The organism is Alteromonas sp. G4i35 (assembly GCF_054960375.1).
The window spans coordinates 47,995-63,811 of record NZ_JBHNZD010000004.1; the positions used below are offsets into that span (position 1 = coordinate 47,995).

Annotated in this window: 16 protein-coding genes; all 16 read left to right on the plus strand. The window is 46.6% G+C overall.

The genetic code is table 11. The annotated features are described in order from the left end of the window. Positions 1–66 precede the first annotated feature (66 nt). The 16 genes from ACFI6L_RS03140 (at position 67) to fliR (ending at position 15,812) form a co-directional block, all read left to right on the plus strand. On the plus strand, positions 67–1,209 hold the full coding sequence (locus ACFI6L_RS03140; RefSeq protein ID WP_039224851.1) for a sensor histidine kinase: 1,143 nt from the start codon (positions 67–69) through the stop codon (positions 1,207–1,209). A gap of 16 nt (positions 1,210–1,225) precedes the next feature. Then, complete coding sequence (locus ACFI6L_RS03145) at positions 1,226–2,563, plus strand: sigma-54-dependent transcriptional regulator (RefSeq protein ID WP_377946798.1); 1,338 nt, start codon at positions 1,226–1,228, stop codon at positions 2,561–2,563. 241 nt (positions 2,564–2,804) lie between these two features. After that, positions 2,805–3,140: a flagellar hook-basal body complex protein FliE gene (gene fliE / locus ACFI6L_RS03150; RefSeq protein WP_014948630.1), complete on the plus strand. Its 336-nt coding sequence runs from the start codon at positions 2,805–2,807 to the stop codon at positions 3,138–3,140. A gap of 12 nt (positions 3,141–3,152) precedes the next feature. Continuing rightward, a complete protein-coding gene (fliF, locus tag ACFI6L_RS03155) occupies positions 3,153–4,847 on the plus strand; it encodes a flagellar basal-body MS-ring/collar protein FliF (protein WP_014948631.1) in 1,695 nt (564 codons plus the stop codon). 12 nt (positions 4,848–4,859) lie between these two features. Next, complete coding sequence (gene fliG, locus ACFI6L_RS03160; protein WP_014975903.1) at positions 4,860–5,900, plus strand: flagellar motor switch protein FliG; 1,041 nt, start codon at positions 4,860–4,862, stop codon at positions 5,898–5,900. A gap of 39 nt (positions 5,901–5,939) precedes the next feature. Then, positions 5,940–6,722, plus strand: a complete 783-nt coding sequence (gene fliH, locus ACFI6L_RS03165; protein WP_156078030.1) for a flagellar assembly protein FliH — start codon at positions 5,940–5,942, stop codon at positions 6,720–6,722. Next, a complete protein-coding gene (gene fliI, locus ACFI6L_RS03170; RefSeq protein WP_014948634.1) occupies positions 6,715–8,049 on the plus strand; it encodes a flagellar protein export ATPase FliI in 1,335 nt (444 codons plus the stop codon). The genes fliH and fliI overlap by 8 nt, the downstream gene beginning before the upstream one ends. Positions 8,050–8,121: 72 nt before the next feature. Beyond that, positions 8,122–8,568: a flagellar export protein FliJ gene (gene fliJ, locus ACFI6L_RS03175; protein ID WP_014948635.1), complete on the plus strand. Its 447-nt coding sequence runs from the start codon at positions 8,122–8,124 to the stop codon at positions 8,566–8,568. A gap of 351 nt (positions 8,569–8,919) precedes the next feature. Next, complete coding sequence (locus ACFI6L_RS03180; protein ID WP_156078031.1) at positions 8,920–11,235, plus strand: flagellar hook-length control protein FliK; 2,316 nt, start codon at positions 8,920–8,922, stop codon at positions 11,233–11,235. Positions 11,236–11,462: 227 nt separating this feature from the next. After that, entirely contained in the window at positions 11,463–12,002 is a 540-nt protein-coding gene (gene fliL, locus ACFI6L_RS03185) for a flagellar basal body-associated protein FliL (protein ID WP_014948637.1), read from the plus strand. Between the two features lie 27 nt (positions 12,003–12,029). Continuing rightward, entirely contained in the window at positions 12,030–13,088 is a 1,059-nt protein-coding gene (fliM, locus tag ACFI6L_RS03190; protein ID WP_014948638.1) for a flagellar motor switch protein FliM, read from the plus strand. Between the two features lie 17 nt (positions 13,089–13,105). Beyond that, positions 13,106–13,513, plus strand: a complete 408-nt coding sequence (fliN, locus tag ACFI6L_RS03195; protein WP_014948639.1) for a flagellar motor switch protein FliN — start codon at positions 13,106–13,108, stop codon at positions 13,511–13,513. Between the two features lie 28 nt (positions 13,514–13,541). Then, positions 13,542–13,994, plus strand: a complete 453-nt coding sequence (fliO, locus tag ACFI6L_RS03200) for a flagellar biosynthetic protein FliO (RefSeq protein ID WP_462573403.1) — start codon at positions 13,542–13,544, stop codon at positions 13,992–13,994. Further along, positions 13,987–14,742: a flagellar type III secretion system pore protein FliP gene (fliP, locus tag ACFI6L_RS03205; protein ID WP_014948641.1), complete on the plus strand. Its 756-nt coding sequence runs from the start codon at positions 13,987–13,989 to the stop codon at positions 14,740–14,742. Before fliO ends, fliP begins: the two co-directional genes overlap by 8 nt. Before the next feature lie 8 nt (positions 14,743–14,750). Beyond that, positions 14,751–15,020 carry a flagellar biosynthesis protein FliQ gene (gene fliQ / locus ACFI6L_RS03210; protein WP_012517675.1) on the plus strand — a complete coding sequence of 90 codons (270 nt, stop codon included), beginning with the start codon at positions 14,751–14,753 and terminating at the stop codon, positions 15,018–15,020. A 12-nt stretch (positions 15,021–15,032) separates the two neighbouring features. Next, complete coding sequence (gene fliR / locus ACFI6L_RS03215; RefSeq protein ID WP_110287691.1) at positions 15,033–15,812, plus strand: flagellar biosynthetic protein FliR; 780 nt, start codon at positions 15,033–15,035, stop codon at positions 15,810–15,812. Positions 15,813–15,817 lie beyond the last annotated feature (5 nt).

Sequence of the window (15,817 nt, forward strand, 5' to 3'; positions counted from 1 at the left end):
AATTGGCACATCTTCTGCTTTATCTAAGTCATAGTTTAACAGCGTCTGCAATTTGACGAGGGCAATATGGCTTTTGACAGCACACCACAATCAACTGAGTACTCAGCATCAAGCTATGCGTTAGATAGTATTGATAATGCGATATCTCGTGATGAATACGACCCCTCAAGCAGTGACGATATTTCGTCTTTACGGTTGCAGGCGAGTCGACTTGAGCACTTACTTCAGGTAATGCCTGCTGGCGTTATCGTTATAGACGGTAAAGGGATAGTGCGCCAAGCCAATGAACAAGCGAAAGCACTGTTAGGTGAACCGCTGGAAGAGGAAGTGTGGCGAAGTATTATCACGCGCTCATTCAAGCCTCGTGCTGACGACGGCCACGAAGTCTCACTTGTTGACGGTCGCCGAGTGAAGCTTTCTATCACGCCATTAGAAAATGAGCCTGGGCAATTAATTGTTATTACCGACTTAACCGAAACGCGGCAGCTGCAAGCACGCGTGAGTCATATGCAGCGCCTGTCTTCTCTCGGAAAAATGGTGGCATCCCTTGCTCACCAAATTCGTACGCCTCTTTCTGCGGCCATGCTCTATGCGTCTAATTTAACGCGCAAAGGCTTGGGACAAGAAGCACAAACTCAATTTGCAAACAAGCTAACTGACAGGCTTAAAGAGCTAGAGAGTCAGGTTAACGACATGCTGCTTTTCGCTAAGTCAGGGGAAGAACAAGTGGTCAGCCAAATTAGCTTGGGAGAGTTGTTTACTTCAATTGAAGGCAGTGCCCAAACCATGACGGCTCAAGCACAGCAAACGCTAACTTTTAGCGGCTTCGATAAAAACGTATCTATTACCGGTAATCTTACAGCGCTTCAAGGCGCGTTATTAAACCTTGTTCACAACGCGAGCCAAGTTACTCCGAAAGGGGAGTGCGTGCACGTAGAAACTGCAGTGTCTGATGAACGTTTGCATGTGGCCATTATAGATAAAGGTCCTGGCGTACCGGATAAACTCAAAAACAAAATTTTTGAACCGTTTTTCACAACTAAAACTCATGGCACGGGCCTTGGTCTTGCGGTGGTTAAATCCGTCGTAAACGCCCACAACGGTTTGCTTAGCGTATCAAATATGCCAGAAGGTGGGGCGTGCTTTAGTGTGTCTTTGCCGTGTGTGGTGAACGCTCAATCTTCACAAACATTGACTCATGTTGCGTAGGTCATAGGAGAGAATAATGTCTAAAACTACCATTTTAATTGTTGAAGATGACGCAGGATTACGCGAAGCACTCCTAGACACCCTTCTGTTAGGTAACTATGAGGTTGTTGCTGCTGACTGCGCTGAAGAAGCGTTAATGGTGCTGTCTACGCGCTCCGTAGATTTAGTGGTAAGCGATATTCAAATGGGCGAAATGAGCGGTTTAACGCTACTTAAGAGTATCAAAACCAAGTACCCCAATATGCCGGTGCTGTTGATGACAGCCTATGCCACTATTGATGATGCCGTGCAGGCAATGCGCGATGGCGCAACAGATTATCTATCCAAACCGTTTGCCCCAGAAGTACTGCTTAATTTAGTGGGACGCTACGCGCCGGCTCAAAAAATAGAGTCACGCACGCCTATTGTTGCTGACCCTTCAAGCTTGAAGTTACTTGAGCTTTCTCGCAAAGTCGCGAAGTCCGACGCCACTGTGATGGTAATGGGACCAAGCGGTTCGGGTAAAGAAGTGCTGTCTCGCTATATTCACGATCAGTCGCCGCGAAGTGATGCGCCATTTGTCGCCATCAACTGTGCAGCCATACCAGAGAACATGCTAGAAGCGACTTTGTTTGGTTACGAAAAAGGTGCGTTCACCGGCGCAATCCAAGCTTGCCCGGGTAAATTTGAACAAGCCCAAGACGGTACGCTGTTACTTGATGAAATAACCGAGATGGATTTGGCGCTTCAAGCTAAACTGCTACGCGTGTTACAAGAGCGCGAAGTAGAGCGTCTTGGCGGACGTAAAACCGTTAAGCTCAACGTCCGTGTTATTGCTACAAGTAACCGAGATTTGAGAAAAGCAGTGGATGCGGGAGAGTTCAGAGAAGATTTGTACTATCGCTTAAATGTATTCCCTATCGAGTGGCGCCCGCTTTCGGAACGTCCGGGTGATATTGTCCCTCTTGCCGAACACTTGGTTCAGCGTCACGCTAGTTCTCAAGGGCTGGGTACTATCAGGTTAAGCGCAGCAGCACGCAATAAGCTGTCACAATACAGCTGGCCAGGGAACGTTCGCGAACTAGAAAACGTGGTTCAACGGGCGCTTATTTTATGTGAACACAATGAAATCGACGCCAGCGATTTAATGATTGACGAAGACATGACGGCACCTGTTGAAACACTGCAAGAGCATGTTGAAGAAAATAGGCTAGGGTCTGAGCTGCGCTACCAAGAACATCAAATTATCCTCGATACATTGGTGTCGTGTAACGGCAAGCGTAAAGATGTGGCAGAAAAGCTCGGCATTAGTCCAAGAACCCTTCGTTACAAATTAGCGCGCATGCGCGAAGACGGTATTGAAGTGCCCGCATAAGGTCGCTTTCTACACTTTCGGTTTCCTCGTCCTTATCCGTCGCCTCTGTAGTAAAGAAGGCGGCGGTTTTTTGTTGCTCACACTAAGTCAAACGCCATAAATTTGGCTAACCCTCTTATTTTTGATTTATCTTATTGATATGTATAGCTTTTTAAAGTTGGCAAGCCCTTTGCTAAATCCCCTCTATACATAAGTTATACGCCGATGTTCAGGCGGTCTCGAAAAAGCACTAGGAGTGGTTATGGACGTTAAAGCCAATAGTTTGTATCAAGAAATGCAGAACATGATTGGGCAAACTCGTCTTCAAGTTAATGAGCCTCAACAGCAGCCGCTTAGTGAAGTTAATAGCTCGGCAAGTGATTTCTCGACCATGCTAAAGAATGCGGTAGATGGTGTAAACGGCATGCAGCTCGAATCAAAAGACGCGCAGCAGCGTTTTGAAATGGGCGACCCTAACTTAAGCCTAGCTCAAGTTATGCTGACGAAAGAAAAGGCGGGCATTGCTTTTGAAGCCACTGTTCAAGTACGTAACAAAGTACTTGAAGCCTATAAAACAATAATGAATATGCCGGTGTAGGTGGAGTAGGTTATGGCTGAAGCTACAGGTACAAACCTTACGGTTCCTGATCAAAATCAAGCAGTGGACAATGAGCCAGAAAACAAATCTGGTTTTATGGACACTTTAGGTAGCGCAGATATGATGCGCCAAATGGCCCTTGTGGTTGTTTTGGTAATCTGCGTCGCCATCGCTATTTTTATTCTTATCTGGTCGCAAGAACCTGATTACCGTCCACTTGCGAAAATGGAAACCCAAGAGCTTATTGAAACCCTCGATTATATGGATGCGAACCAAATCGACTATAAGCTTGAAGGCAATATTGTTTACGTAAGAAGTGACGAATTCCAAAATATTCGTTTAGGCATGACCCGCCAAGGGTTAACTAAGGCCTCTGATGCCGGTACCGATATCATTATGCAGGATATGGGGTTTGGTGTGAGCCAGCGTGTTGAGATGGAACGTCTAAAACACGCCCGCGAGCAACAAATCGCGGCTACCATCGAAGATATCGCAAGCATTCAAAAAGCCCGTGTCTTGTTAGCTATGCCTAAAGAGAACGTATTTGCGCGAAGAGAGAAGAAAGCGTCGGCAACCGTTGTGCTAACGGCTAAGCGCGGTGCCGTTATTGCAGGTGAAGAGGTTGATGCTGTTGTCGATATCGTGGCGTCTGCAGTGCAAAACATGGAGCCGTCTAAGGTAACCGTAACAGACAGCAATGGTCGTCTGCTTAACTCAGGCTCTCAAGATTCCATGAGTGCTCGTGCCAGAAAAGAATACGAGATTGAGCGCCAGCGTGAGCAAGAGTACTTAGAAAAAATTGACGCGATACTGATTCCAGTATTGGGCATAGGTAACTACACAGCACAAGCTGACGTTACCATGGACTTTACAGCTATGGAACAAACACAGCGTAGCTACAACCCAGATTTACCTGCGGTTCGCAGTGAAATGATAATGGAAGAAAACAGCGTAGGTGGCGGTGTTGGCGGTATTCCTGGTGCACTGTCTAATCAACCTCCATTAGATTCTAACATTCCAGAAAATGCAGTGGGCGGCAGTCAACAAACTATGCCGGGGCGCACAGCGAAAGAATCAACACGCAACTACGAACTTGATACCACTATCAGTCATACCAAGAAACAGACCGGGGTTATTCGCAGATTAAGTGTATCTGTGGCGGTGGACTATACCCAAGTTGCGGGTGAAGACGGTGCGATGACGCCAACACCGCGTAAACAAGAAGAGATTCTCAACATACGTAGGCTTTTACAGGGCGGCATTGGCTTTGATGTTACCCGTGGTGATTCGTTAGAAGTTGTAAGCGTGCCCTTTACTCGGATGGACGCAGGGGAAATTGAAGACGCGCCTATTTGGGAGCAGCCCGGATTTCTACCAATTCTTAAGCTAGTTGTTGGTGGCTTGGTTATAATAGTGCTTATCATCTTCGTGATTCGTCCTATGCTACGTCGTCTTATTAATCCTGATGAGTCGAACGACGCCGATGAATTTGATGCAGACGAGGGCTTAGATTTAGGCGATGACACCATTAGCATGTTAACGTCTGACTTTGATGAAGGACAGGTAGGTTTTGCGCCAGATGGTTCACTCATGCTGCCTGACCTGCACAAAGATGAAGATGTACTTAAAGCCGTACGTGCCCTTGTGGCCAATGAACCTGAGTTATCAGCCCAAGTAGTGAAGGGCTGGTTAATGCAAGACGAGTAGTGAGATAAGATTATGGCTGAAGAACTTGCCAATGTTGACGAGCCGTCATACGACGTCAGTAAATTAGAAGGCGTAGAAAAAGCGGCCATCTTGCTGCTGAGTCTTTCTGAAGAAGACGCCGCCCAGATATTGAAACACTTAGAGCCCAAGCAAGTACAAAAGCTCGGTACTGAAATGGCAAAAGTGGACGATATGACGCAAACCAAAATTACGGCGGTTCATAAGCACTTTATCGAAGAAATTCAGAATTACAGTACCATTGGCTTCCAAAGCCAAGACTTTGTTAAACGTGCGCTAACAGCCGCGTTAGGTGAAGATAAGGCGGCAAACCTAATTGATCAAATCCTGATGGGAAGCGGTGCAAAAGGCCTAGACTCATTGAAGTGGATGGATTCTAAGCAAGTAGCCAGCATTATTCGCAATGAGCACCCGCAGATTCAAACTATCGTATTGTCTTATTTAGAGCCTGAACAAAGTGCTGAAATATTGGCGCAGTTCCCTGAAAAAGTGCGACTCGACTTGCTAATGCGTATAGCAAATCTAGAGGAAGTTCAGCCGGCTGCACTACAAGAGCTGAACGAAATCATGGAGAAACAGTTTGCAGGTCAAGCGGGTACACAAGCAGCCAAAATGGGCGGCTTGAAGTCTGCAGCGAACATTATGAACTACCTAGATACCGCGATAGAAGGTCAGTTGATGGATGCTATTCGCGAGCAAGACGAAGAGATGAGCCAGCAAATTCAAGACCTGATGTTTGTATTCGACAATTTAGTCGATGTAGACGACAAGGGTATTCAGGCCATACTGCGCGAAGTACAGCAAGACGCGCTGCTTAAAGCCATTAAAGGTGCTGACGAAGAGCTTAAAGACAAAATTATGCGCAATATGTCTAAGCGTGCTGCTGAAATGCTTAATGATGACTTGGAAGCGCTTGGTCCTGTGCGTATTAGTGAAGTGGAAACTGCGCAGAAAGAGATCCTTTCTGTTGCCCGTCGACTTTCTGACTCTGGTGAAATCATGCTTGGTGGTGGCGGTGGCGAAGAGTTCCTGTAGGAACGCTAGTCCCGTCACTCATTTAGCCTAGGTAAATATATGACTGCCAAAAAAAGTTTCAGCGAAAACGAAGTAAATGAAGCTAAAAAATGGGACCTACCTTTCGTTGATGACCCCACTGCACCCCGAGAAAACGAGCCGACCAACGCGTTAAACAAACGTTCGGACTGGAAGTATGAACCGCCTGAAGTTGAGGAAGAGATTAAGCCGCCTACCGCTGAAGAAATAGAAGCTATACGTCAGGCTGCTTACGATGAAGGTTATAAGGAAGGCAAAGAAAAAGGTTTTGAAGAAGGAAAAGCGCAAGGTCTTGAAGCAGGTTTAGCGGAAGGTAAAGAGCAAGGTCACACCGAAGGGCTTGAACAAGGGCTTGAAGAAGGCCGCCAGCAAATGACGGCACAAGCCGAGGTGTGGCAAATGCTTGCTGAAAAATTTCACGACCCACTCTCGCAAGCCAACGATGAAACCCGCGACCAATTGGTAAAACTCGCCGTAACTCTTGCAAAAGCAGTTATTAAAACAGAGGTAAGTACTAACCAACAGGTTATAGTGCAGGCGTTAAGCGAAGGTATTAAGGCGCTACCAATTAATCAAGCTGACTATCAAATTCATATGAATCCTGAAGATATTGAATTGGTAAAAGCGCATTTTGGTGAAGAGGAAATGACCAAAAAAGGCTGGAATTTGGTTGAAGCACCAGCAATGGAACGCGGTGGCTGTGACATTACCACTGCGCAAAATGCCGTAGATGTGTCGATTGAGCGTCGATGCCGCGACGTTATCGATAAGTTTCTTTTAAACCAAGGTTTATCTAATGACTAGCCCTTGGCATGCCCATTTTGAATCACTTACTAAACAAGTGACATCGCCACCCGTTGTTGCGGCGGGAAAATTAGTCCGGGGCATAGGGCTTACCCTTGAAGCTGTAGGTTGCCAGCTGCCGGTGGGCAGTCAATGTTTAGTGCAAACCATCGAAGGCGAAATAGAAGCTGAAGTAGTTGGCTTTGGTGATGATATTACCTATTTGATGCCCACTGAAGCGGTTCGCGGTATTGTGCCAGGGAGTCGCGTTATGCCGTTAAACCGGCAAAGCGGTTTGCCGGTAGGTATGGGACTGTTGGGTCGTGTGGTCGATGGCAACGGTCAGCCCCTTGACGGACTGGGTGAAATCAATGCCGAAGCGCGAGCTCCCACCACGCGTCCTCCTATGAACCCGCTCATTCGCCGTCCAATCAACACCCCTATGGATGTTGGCGTACGTGCCATCAATGCGTTAAATACGGTTGGCGTTGGTCAGCGTATGGGGCTTTTTGCAGGAAGTGGCGTGGGTAAAAGTGTGCTACTTGGCATGATGACCCGAGGCTGTGAAGCCGATGTGGTCGTGGTTGGGCTTGTAGGTGAGCGTGGCCGAGAAGTAAAAGAGTTTATCCACGAAATACTGACAGAAGAAGAACGCCAACGGGCGGTTGTAGTGGCAGCGCCAGCCGATACTTCGCCGCTTATGCGATTGAAAGGATGTGAAACTGCGGTAACGATTGCTGAGTACTTCCGCGACAAAGGTATGAAGGTGCTGTTGCTGATTGATTCGTTAACTCGCTATGCCATGGCGCAGCGTGAGATTGCATTAGCTGTGGGTGAGCCACCAGCCACAAAAGGTTATCCGCCTTCGGTGTTTGCTCGGCTGCCCGCACTAGTAGAACGTGCAGGTAACGGCAGCGAGCGACAGGGCTCTATAACGGCTTTTTATACGGTGCTAACCGAAGGTGACGATTTGCAAGACCCCATTGCCGACGCCGCTCGCGCAATTTTGGATGGTCACGTAGTGTTGTCGCGAACCCTTGCCGATAGCGGTCATTACCCTGCTATTGATATTGAGGCGTCAATAAGCCGTGTAATGCCTATGGTCGTGAGCGAAGAACATCAATTGATGGCGCGTCGTATTCGACAAGTTTATTCAAACTACAAACAAAACCAAGACCTCATTTCTATTGGCGCTTATGCGAAAGGATCAGACCCGCGTATTGATCTGGCAATTCGCGCAGAGCCTGCAATCAACGCTTTATTGCAGCAAGGGATGAAACAAGTCATACCGTATGACGAGAGCTTAGAAGGCATGGCTGCACTGGCTAAAGGGCTGGGGCAAGGCTAATGTATAGCGCTGCAATGCAAGTTAGCTTGGCTATGATCCAGAAGTCATCAACTTTCCAAAAGGTATCGCATAATGTCTAAACAACTAGAACGTTTAGCTGAATTCGAGCGCGAAAAAGAGCAGCGAGAAGCCCGATACTACAAACAGGCCCAACAGAACGTTAATCAGCAAAAGCAAAAGCTAACCAGTCTTGAGCAGTACCGCATTGACTACATAAAAGGTATTCAACAAACCGGTCAAGCAGGTGTTACCGCCACCTATTATCAGCAGCATTTATCCTTCGTTGGAAAACTGGATAAAGCATGCGAACAACAGATGCAAGTGATTGCTCGTGCACAAATGGCGGCGGATCAGCGAAAGCAACTTTGGCTAAAGCAACAACAAAAAGTGAAAGCTGTTACCTTGTTGCTAGATAAGAAAAAGTTGGCAGAGCAGAAAAAAGAAGCCAGAGCTGAGCAGGCCATGATGGATGAGTTCGCTACCCAACGATTTTTCAGAGCTAAGCGCTCGCCTTTCTGATAATTAGTCGAGCCTCTGCCACTTTGGCTCAACCCTTGCAAAAACCATTTCATAATGTACTAGCGCGACGTAATTACTTTGCAATCGCTACTACGGTAAATCATCGTTTCTTTGAGTTTCATCACACAGTATAGCGTTTGAAATTCAGCGAGGGCGACTAAGGGCCGTAGCGAAAAATCATAGCGATACATGCTGACTAAGTAATGCTAAGTGATTGTAATTAAAGTAAGCGTTGGTGGGTTTGCGATGAAATGGCATCAAGTTTTTTGTAATAAAACGCCACGTGAATCATTCGCATCACGATACGTCTTCTTGGTGAAAGACGATTTAAATGTAGGACGGTAGGACAATATGCAACAAGTTGCCGCACATAAAACAGACATTGCCGCATTACCATTCTCTGCTTCTGGTACGGCGAAAGCCGTTGGAACGGGTATCGGAACTCAGCAACAAGCGAACAATGAAAATAACCAAGCATTTAACCGACTTTATCAAGACGCGAAAACGACCAAGTCAGATTTTGTTTTAAACGAAAAAGAAGAGCAGGTTGCTCAATCTCGAACAGCAAACCGTTCGGACAGAGCGGCTCCCCAATCTTCAGTCTCCAGTGACACGATCAAAAATGGTAAAGACCGCGATGCGGGACATACGGATTTACCTGTTCGTGACGAAGTGACAGATATTCCAGCTGAGTCTGAAGCTGACTCTCATAATGCAAATCAAGAAGAAAATGCAACGCTTGGTGCACACGAGGTTGCGCAAGGTTCAGCAACGACAACGCAGCCTTCAACTGACGGTGAAAATACCAATCTCGTTATTGATGACGCTGAAGGCGCCGTTGAACAAAAAAACGTGGCCGACGCGCAGTATGTCATTGGAGAAGGCGGCAGGAAAGATGCCGAGGCTGGCGTTATTACCTCACCTGGCACGCCAGATGGAAAGCCAAGCAAAGACGATGGCGAGCCAGACTGGATTGCCTACGTTGAGACGGTAGCCAATCGTTTTGGAAAAAGTGATGAATCTTCAGGTGAATCAGGTACCACAGAAGATAAGGGTCTCTCTGAAGCTGCAGGCGAGGCAGTTAACGTCGTATCTATAAAAGAAAGAGGAAAACTATGGAAGCTTCCGGAGGATGTGGATGCGAGCGATATGCCATCGGTCATGGCTCATCTTTTGTCGCAACTTAATAGTAACAATGATGGTGAATTAGCCATCGAATCCCTGTCGTCTGAAGCACAACAAACACTCACTGCACTAACTTCACTTCTTATTGGTGGCAACGCTAACAATCAACAGAGTGGAAGTGATAGTGAAGCAAACAATGCGTCTTCAAATGCGCAAACCGATATCAATACTAATTTAGATAAAAAAGTAAAAAATGACAATGAGCTTTCAGCATTAATTGCCAAGCTCATGCAGACTGAGCACACAGAAAATCCCGAACAAGGTCTAGCGTCAGACACTGAAGCCGCAAATGCATTAAGCGGTATGTTAGAAACGTTAAATGGGCTATCTGAAAGCGGTAAAAAATCGGCTGATGAATCGCTCGTACTAAGTCTACTAGCAGATGAACTTAACAATATTCAGGCCAAATCTCTTGATGACAATCTCGCCGAGGCTCAAGAGTTATTGGCCGAGTTAACTTCAGAGGCAGCTGTTGTCGGCAGCGTGGCGGTAAATACAGCAGCATCAAACGACGCTAAATCAGTATCGTCTGAGGGGCTGTCAAACGTTGATAACAGCGGCGAGCAAACCAAGGTAGTTGATTCTTTTGGTGCTACAGAAATTTCAAGCGACCTGCTTTCAGCGATAAGTGAGCTATCGCCACAAAGCGCGCAAAAGGCAACAGAAGCGTTTGCAGAGCGTGTAGTCGCGGCTCTGCCTGGTGGTGCACAGCAACAAGCGGTGAAGGCTAACATTATCGCTGGCATTAACGAGTTTCAGCAACAAGTCCAGCAAGGTAGAGAGCCTGGCATTGATTTATCAACTATTGTAGCCGATGCCGCAAAAGATGCTGCGGTAAGTGCTGATGTGGTTGCTTCAATGACAGCGCGTGTAGACGGTCAAGCCAGTCAATTCTTAAATTTGATGACGCAAACTCAAGCAAGTGCTCAACACGCTATTGCTGGATTGGTCAATCCAACTGAATCGGTTATGCAGGAAAACTCTCAGCTTCGCGCTGAAGCGTCAAAAACTCAGCAGCAGTTTGAAGGTTTTGATAAAGCGGTCAATATTCATAAGAGCGACGGCCAGCAGCAGCTTAGTGAGAAAATTCGCTGGATGGTTAATGCGCGAAATACCATGGCTGAAATTCGCTTAGATCCTCCCGAGCTTGGCAGTATGCAGGTGAGAGTAAATGTGGCGGGTGACGCTGCAAGCGTGAGCTTTGTTGTGCAATCACAGCAAGCTAAAGATGCGTTGGCCGATGCTATGCCTAAGCTAAGGGATATGCTCTCAGAACAAGGTATTGAGTTAGGCGACGCCCAAGTTAGGAAAGATAATTCTTCTGGTCAAGAAAATGGCCAGCAACTTGCAGGAAACAGTCACCAAGGTCAGGGAGCTGGGGATCGTGGAGAAAATGACGGTGTAGACGACACGGATGGCATGCGGGTTATTGAGCAGTCGATTTCGCGCGCGGACAAGGGCGGCATAGACTTTTACGCTTAACCACATCCCGTATGAATTATTACCAATAGGTCGCATAGAGAGAATACGTAAACGCTGCTATGTTTTGAATGAAAGGAGTGAGCAGTAGGTGGTATTAGAGGGTATTAGGAAGCGTGAAGACGCAAAAAAGTACCCGTACACATATTGTTTTCCTCAAATAATGGCATTGCCATTTTTGACGGAACCTTGATAATACGTTTTTTCCGAGCATTACTGACGAGTTACACATGGCTGAAGAAGAATTACAAGTAGAAGAAGGCGGTAAAAAGAAAGGCAAAATGATGTTGATCATCATTATCGCTGTGGTTCTTTTAGGAGGCGGAGCAGCTGCCTATTTCTTATTGTTTGCAGGCGGCGATGAGCCAGCAGCCGAACAGCTTGCCGAGACTGATGCCGCAGCAGCGGCTGCGAGTGCACCAGCATCAGCAGCAGGGAAAGCTGAAATGGGCACTGCGCTTTACGTAGCGATGCCGCGACCATTTGTTTTTAACGTGCCGGGCGCAGGAAGAGACAGGTTGGTTCAGATAAAAGTGCAGTTGCTTGTGCGCGGTTCTGACAATGAAGAGCTGGCGAAGACGCATATACCGCTAATTGAAGGGACATTACTACAGGCTTTTAGTACTTCAAACGCAGACGATCTGGTTACCGAAGCCGGTAAAATTGAGCTTCGCGAGCAGGCAGTAACTGAAGTACAAAAAGCATTAAAGGACATTACGGGCAGCGATGTAGTTGAGCGCGTATTGTTCACTGGGTTTGTCATGCAGTAATGCATTGACTAAGTAAGGTAGAAGACGGTGAGTGATTTATTATCTCAAGATGAAATCGATGCCCTATTACACGGGGTAGATGATGTAGAAGAAGAAGAGGTCGGCGGCAGCGACTCTGATGCTTCTACGCTCGAGTACGACTTCTCCTCGCAAGACAGAATTGTGCGTGGGCGTATGCCTACGCTTGAAATAGTTAATGAACGTTTCGCACGTCACATGCGTGTGAGTTTGTTCAACATGATGCGACGATCAGCTGAAGTATCGATTAACGGTATCCAGATGATCAAGTTTGGCGAATATATTCACACATTATTCGTTCCAACGAGTTTGAACATGGTGCGTTTCCGTCCGCTTAAAGGCACGGGGCTTATCACCATGGAAGCCCGCTTGGTATTTATTCTGGTAGACAACTTCTTTGGTGGCGATGGTCGCTATCATGCGAAAATTGAAGGCCGGGAGTTTACGCCAACGGAGCGCCGTATTATCCAGATGCTGCTTAAAATAATCTTTGAAGATTATAAAGAAGCCTGGGCACCGGTCATGGATGTGTCGTTTGAATATTTGGACTCAGAAGTAAACCCTGCGATGGCGAACATTGTGAGCCCGACCGAGGTGGTGGTCATCAGTTCGTTCCATATCGAACTAGATGGCGGCGGTGGCGACTTCCACGTGTCCTTGCCATACTCAATGTTAGAGCCCATTCGCGAATTGCTTGATGCAGGTGTTCAAAGCGATAAAGAAGATACAGACTTACGTTGGAGTAAGGCGCTTCGCGATGAAATCATGGACGTTAAGGTGGCGTTAACTACGCATATGCTAGACGTTGATGTACCGCTTCGCGATGTGATGGAGTTTAAACCTGGCGATATCATCCCTGTGGAGATGCCAGAAACCATCACAGTATTAATTGAAGATTTACCCACGTTCAGGGCTAAATTAGGTCGCAGTCGCGACAATTTGGCACTGAAAATTGTAGAGAAGATTGCAAGACCGACTTCAGTGAAGTCTGAGCTACAGTTATTAACCCGCGGTGGGCGCATTATTGATAATGACGCAGAACTGCAAGTACTCGAAGAAGACCTGTAAGGTAGAGGGGAGTTCCCATGAGTGAAGACGGTATGGACGATTGGGCAGCGGCAATGGCCGAACAAGCCGAATCTGAAGCGGAACAAGAGGCTGGCGATAACGAAGACGTACAAGTTGCTGAACTTGACGAATTAACTGACGACGCGCCGATTACGCAAGAAGAAAAGAAAAAGCTAGATACTATTCTAGATATTCCTGTGACTATTTCGATGGAAGTCGGTCGTAGTCAAATAAGTATCCGAAATCTGCTACAGTTGAACCAGGGTTCTGTGGTGGAGCTGGATCGTGTTGCCGGTGAGCCACTAGATGTATTAGTTAATGGCACGTTGATTGCTCATGGAGAAGTAGTAGTGGTCAACGACAAATTCGGTATTCGATTAACGGATGTTATTAGTCAAATTGAGAGAATCAAGAAGCTCAGATAAAACTTCTTATAAAATAAGGGGTTGCGCAATGCTGCCCCTTTTATTTAGCCAGCTAGCCGTCGCGCAGTCGACCCAGTCAATTACCAATCCCACGTCGGTACTGTCAATTTTCCTTTCTTTACTTGTCGTTGTTGGCGTGATTTTCGCCCTTGCTTATGTGATGCGTCGATTTAATGTCACTGCGATGGGGGGAAATCAAATGAAAGTCGCGGCCAGCATGGTTGTTGGCACAAAAGAAAAGATCATGGTGATTCAGGTAGGTGAAGAACAGCACCTTATTGGCGTGACCAGTCACAACATCTCTCATTTAAGCAAATTAGATAAAAATCTCGATGTGCCTGTGAAAGGTGTGAACAAAACCACAGGCGAGCAGCAAAATGGCGCCGATGCGTTTAAACAAAAGCTCGTTGCTGCCATGGCGGAAAAGCTCAATCCCAACATAGAAAAGAATAAAACAAAGGAAGAGTCGAGAGATGCGTAAGTTTGCCTGGCTACTTTTAATACTGCCCTTATTACTTCTTGTTGAGCCCGCCTATGCTCAACAGGGGATTTCTGCAGTCACGGTGACAACCAATCAAGATGGTTCTCAAGACTATACCATGACGCTTCAAGCGCTATTTATCATGACGGCGCTAAGCCTTATTCCTGCGTTTATCATGATGATGACCTCTTTCACGCGTATTATTGTGGTGTTGTCTATTCTGCGTCAGGCGATTGGCTTACAGCAATCACCGTCAAACCAGATACTCATTGGCGTTAGTTTGTTTCTATCCATGTTTATTATGGCGCCGGTGTTTGAAGAGGTGAACGAGCGAGCTTTACAGCCTTACCTTAACGAGCAACTCACCAGTTTAGACGCTTTGGAGCAAGCCAAAGGCCCCATGCGCGCATTTATGCTTTCACAAACAAGGGTAAAAGACTTAGAAACGTTTGTACGGATAGCCGGAGATGAAGGAAAATACGCTGACACCAATGAAGTACCGCTGACCATCCTTATTCCAGCTTTTGTAACCAGTGAACTTAAAACCGCGTTTCAAATCGGTTTTATGCTATTTATTCCCTTTCTCATCATTGACTTGGTGGTAGCGTCTATATTGATGGCTATGGGTATGATGATGCTTTCACCTATGATTGTATCCTTACCGTTTAAGCTCATGTTGTTCGTGTTGGTTGATGGATGGAACTTGATTTTCGGCACGTTGGCGACCAGCTTCGGCATGGGCGTCTAGGAGGGCTTATGTCACCAGAAGTCTTTGTAGAAATACTGCGAGAAGCCATGTTCATGGTTATTGTGTTGGTATCTGCGGTGATTGTTCCAAGCTTGATCGTAGGCCTAGTTGTCGCTGTTTTTCAGGCAGCGACCAGTATCAACGAACAGACCATGAGTTTCTTGCCCCGCTTACTTGTAACGCTTCTCGCGCTGAGTTGGGGCGGAAACTGGTTGGTGCAACAGCTTATGGACTTTACTTTCAGAATGGTTGATATGATCCCGCAGGTTGTGGGATAGAAGGCTAAAGCTGTGGAAGTCGAACTCGCGACCATCAATCAATTTCTAGCGGACATGCTGCTGCCGTTTATGCGCATTAGCGGCTTATTCGTGGCCATGATTGGCTTGAGTGCTAAATCAATTCCCCCGCAGGTAAGAGCCTTGTTGGGTATAATGCTCACACTCATCATCATGCCGGTAGTGCCCCCGTCACCCATAGAAAATTTGGTGGATGTGGGCACATTTTTAATCGTTATTCAGCAGTTGCTAATAGGCATTGCTATTGGTTTTATATCAATGATGGTGCTCAATACCTTCGTGCTTGCAGGTCAAATTATAGCAATGCAAACCGGTTTGGGGTTTGCGTCAATCGTTGACCCGGTAAACGGTATTAACGTGCCCGCAGTCGGCCAGTTTTATCTGATACTAGCGACCTTATTGTTTTGGACCTTGGATGGGCATTTGTCCATGATCCAAATGATAGTCATGAGCTTTGAGGCGTTTCCCATAGGCGAAGCATGGTGGACCGGTGAACAGTTTCGCGATATTGCCCATTGGGCCGGCTGGATGTTCATATCGGCAGTGACCCTTTCCCTTGCGCCAATCGTCTCGCTGCTTATCGTGAACTTGGCGTTTGGCGTAATGACCAAAGCTGCACCACAGCTAAACATTTTTAGTATTGGTTTTTCCATTGCTCAGGTAATGGGGTTACTAATTATTTGGATAACACTTGATAACTTTACTGCACACTTCGAAACCCAATGGTATAGAGCCGAACAGTTTATGTGTGAACTATTGAATATTTGTTCGTAGGAAAA

What these genes read in the sequence shown, in the direction of transcription:
- fliN (WP_014948639.1), top strand. Translation starts at nt 13,106, where the DNA reads ATGAGTGAAGACGGTATGGACGATTGGGCAGCGGCAATGGCCGAACAA.
- fliJ (WP_014948635.1), top strand. Translation starts at nt 8,122, where the DNA reads ATGTCTAAACAACTAGAACGTTTAGCTGAATTCGAGCGCGAAAAAGAG.
- fliQ (WP_012517675.1), top strand. Translation starts at nt 14,751, where the DNA reads ATGTCACCAGAAGTCTTTGTAGAAATACTGCGAGAAGCCATGTTCATG.
- fliH (WP_156078030.1), top strand. Translation starts at nt 5,940, where the DNA reads ATGACTGCCAAAAAAAGTTTCAGCGAAAACGAAGTAAATGAAGCTAAA.
- fliP (WP_014948641.1), top strand. Translation starts at nt 13,987, where the DNA reads ATGCGTAAGTTTGCCTGGCTACTTTTAATACTGCCCTTATTACTTCTT.
- fliL (WP_014948637.1), top strand. Translation starts at nt 11,463, where the DNA reads ATGGCTGAAGAAGAATTACAAGTAGAAGAAGGCGGTAAAAAGAAAGGC.
- fliE (WP_014948630.1), top strand. Translation starts at nt 2,805, where the DNA reads ATGGACGTTAAAGCCAATAGTTTGTATCAAGAAATGCAGAACATGATT.
- fliI (WP_014948634.1), top strand. Translation starts at nt 6,715, where the DNA reads ATGACTAGCCCTTGGCATGCCCATTTTGAATCACTTACTAAACAAGTG.
- ACFI6L_RS03180 (WP_156078031.1), top strand. Translation starts at nt 8,920, where the DNA reads ATGCAACAAGTTGCCGCACATAAAACAGACATTGCCGCATTACCATTC.
- ACFI6L_RS03145 (WP_377946798.1), top strand. Translation starts at nt 1,226, where the DNA reads ATGTCTAAAACTACCATTTTAATTGTTGAAGATGACGCAGGATTACGC.
- fliG (WP_014975903.1), top strand. Translation starts at nt 4,860, where the DNA reads ATGGCTGAAGAACTTGCCAATGTTGACGAGCCGTCATACGACGTCAGT.
- fliF (WP_014948631.1), top strand. Translation starts at nt 3,153, where the DNA reads ATGGCTGAAGCTACAGGTACAAACCTTACGGTTCCTGATCAAAATCAA.
- fliO (WP_462573403.1), top strand. Translation starts at nt 13,542, where the DNA reads ATGCTGCCCCTTTTATTTAGCCAGCTAGCCGTCGCGCAGTCGACCCAG.
- ACFI6L_RS03140 (WP_039224851.1), top strand. Translation starts at nt 67, where the DNA reads ATGGCTTTTGACAGCACACCACAATCAACTGAGTACTCAGCATCAAGC.